At 73.1% G+C, this 2,798-nt stretch carries 1 protein-coding gene; it reads right to left on the bottom strand.

Annotated features, from left to right (window positions below; all coding sequences use genetic code 11):
* On the bottom strand, positions 1-2,798 hold a 2,798-nt coding region (locus tag ACIQOV_RS35930), incomplete at both ends, for an AMP-binding protein (protein ID WP_401055016.1).

The raw sequence follows: 2,798 nt of genomic DNA, 5'->3' as shown, positions 1-2,798 counted from the left end.
CCCACCGGCACCGGCCGCAGCGCGGCGTCCAGCACGTACACCCGGGTGTCGTCCATCGGGCTGCCGATGGGGAGCGTGTGCCCGAGCTCGGCCCGGGCGGCCATCGGGTGCTGGGTGGCGCACAGCGTGGTCTCGGTCGGACCGTACAGGTGGCGGACGGTCAGGTGCGGGAGGGCGTCGAGCAGCCGCGTGACCGCGGTGGGCGGCACGACGTCGCCGCCGGTGAGGACCTCCGCCACGTCGGCGAAGATCTCGGGGCTCTCCTCGCTGATGACGCGGAAGAGCCCGGCCGTGACGTGGACGTGGGTGGCCCGGGTGTCGACGATCAGCCGGTGCAGGGTGGCGCTGTCGAGTTTGACCTCCGGCGCGATGGAAACGCTGCCGCCGTGGACCAGCGGGACCCACAGCTCGTAGGTGGAGGCGTCGAAGGCGTGCGGGGCGTGGAACAGCACGCGGTCGGCCGGGCCGACGTTCCAGCGCGAGTCCCGCACGAGGGCGGCGACGTCGGCGTGCGTGGTGACGATGCCCTTGGGGGTGCCGGTGGAGCCGGAGGTGTACATGATGTACGCCGCCTGGTCCGGCAGCACCCGCGTCGGGCTCACCGGCTCCATGGTGTCCGCGCCGTCCGAGCCGTCCGCGCCGTCCGAGCCGTCCGCTGCGGGCGCGGCGAGGACATCGGCGTCGACGAGGACCACCCGGGTGCCCTGCGCCTCGGCCGTGCGCACGACCTCGTGCTCCCGCAGGGCGGAGTCGGCCACCAGCAGGTGCGGCCGGGCGTCCGCCAGGACGGCCGCCGTCCGCGCCTCGGGCGAACGCAGGTCCAGCGGGACGAACACGCCGCCCGCCTTGGCGATCGCCAGGAAGGTGGTGACCAGCTCCGTGGACCGGTGCATGCCGACAGCGACCAGCGACTCCGGCCCGACCCCGTAGCCGGCCAGGACACGGGCCAGGCGGCCGGCGCGCGCGTCGAGTTCGGCGTAGGTCAGCGTCTCGTGGTCCGGGGTGTCCGTGGTGTCCGGGTCCATGGCGCGCGTGCGCACCAACGCGACCGCGTCCGGCGTCCGGGCGACCTGCGCCTCGAACAGCTCCGGCAGCGTCGCGGCCGGCAACTCCCGCGCGGTGTCGTTCCAGCCGCGCAGCAGCTGGTCCTGCCGACGGTCGTCCAGCACGGCGACCGTGTCCAGCGTGGCGGCGGGGTGCGCCTCCAGGGCGCCGACCAGGTTCTCGACGGCGGTGTGCAGCAGGCCGCAGACGGTGTCGGAGTCGATCGGCTCGGCCGCGTGCACCGTGAGCCGGAAGCCGACGCCGGTGTCGTCCACCGAGGCCGTCACCGGGTAGTTGTTCCGCTCGTGGGCGTACAGGATGTCGATGCCCGCGATCCCGGTTTCCAGCAGGCTCCCCCGACCGGAATCCGAACGCGGCGTGCTGTGGCGGTAGTTGAGGAGCGAGGTGAACAGCGGACTTTGGGCGGGGAGTCCGGCCACCTGCTGGGCGAGCGCCAGCGGGGCGTGCTCGTGCCGCAGCAGCTCGCCCAACTGGACCTGGACCGAACGCAGTCCGGCGTCCAGCGGCCGGGTGGCGTCGATCCGGATCGGCAGGGTGTTGATGAACAGGCCCGGGGTGCGGCTCGCCATGTCACCGGCATCCATCCGGCCGAGCAGCACGGTGCCGAACACGGGGTGGGTCCGGCCGGTCGTGGCGGCGGCGACGCGCGCCCAGGCGAGGTGGAACAGCGCGGCGGCACTGGCGCCGTGACGACGCGCCGACTCCCGCACCCGGTCTGCCAGTTCGGCCGACAGCTCGACGATCGCCTCGCCGGTGTCGCTGCCGTCGCCACGAGTGCCCAGGACGCCGTAGGGCGCGGTGGGCTCCTCGACCTCGCCGAGGGCGCGCTCGAAGTAGGCTCGGTGCTGGTCGGCGGTGACCGCCAGGCGGGCGTGGGCGACGAAGTCGCGGTACGGCGCCGGCTCCGGCAGGCGCTCGACGTCCTGGTCCAGGTGCGCGCGCACCTCGTCCAACAGGATCTCCAGCGCCTGGTGGTCGCGGATCAGGTGGTGGCTGCGCAGAGCGACCAACCAGATTCCATCGGAGGTGATGCGAGTGATCGTCAGATCGAGCATCGGCGCCTGACGGATGTCCATCGACGGCGGGCACGCCGCCAGCAACCGGGCCACCGCGTCCTCGCCCTGGTCCCCGGTGAAGACGACCTCCTCGACCGCCAACGGCGCCTGCCGCAGGACGACCTGGAGCGGCTGGGGCAGGTTCTCCCAGAGCACGGCCGTCCGCAGGATGTCGTGCCGGTCGACGACGTGCTGGAGCGCGGTCACGAACGCGTCGACGCGCTCGCGGGAGTCGAAGCCCAGAACGACCGGGACGATGTAGACGTCGCGGCCCTGGTCGGCGTCCAGCAGGTGATGGAAGAAGATCCCCTCCTGCAGCGGCGCCAGCGGGTAGACGTCGGCGATGTTCGCCGCACCACCCGGGACCGCCGCACTGATCCGGTCGAGGTCCGCCGGGCTCAGCTCGGCCAGCGTGACCATGTCCGGGGTGAGGACGGTCGCGTCGCTCGGGATCCGGTTCTCCGGCACCACGAAGGCCTGACCGGTGTCGACGGCCGCGAGTCCGGCCGCCGTCGGGGCCTGGAAGAGCGCCCGCACCGAGACCTGGAGGCCGCGCGAGCGCAGCCGCTCGACCAGGGTGACGGCCAGCAGGGAGTGACCGCCCAGCTCGAAGAAGTTGTCGTCGATGCCCACCTGGGGCAGGCCCAGGACCTCGGCGAACACCTCGCAGAGCAGTTC

Source organism: Kitasatospora sp. NPDC091257 (assembly GCF_044757675.1).
Lineage (GTDB): Bacteria > Actinomycetota > Actinomycetes > Streptomycetales > Streptomycetaceae > Kitasatospora > Kitasatospora lactacystinica.
This window is presented reverse-complemented; position numbering and strand designations above follow the sequence as displayed.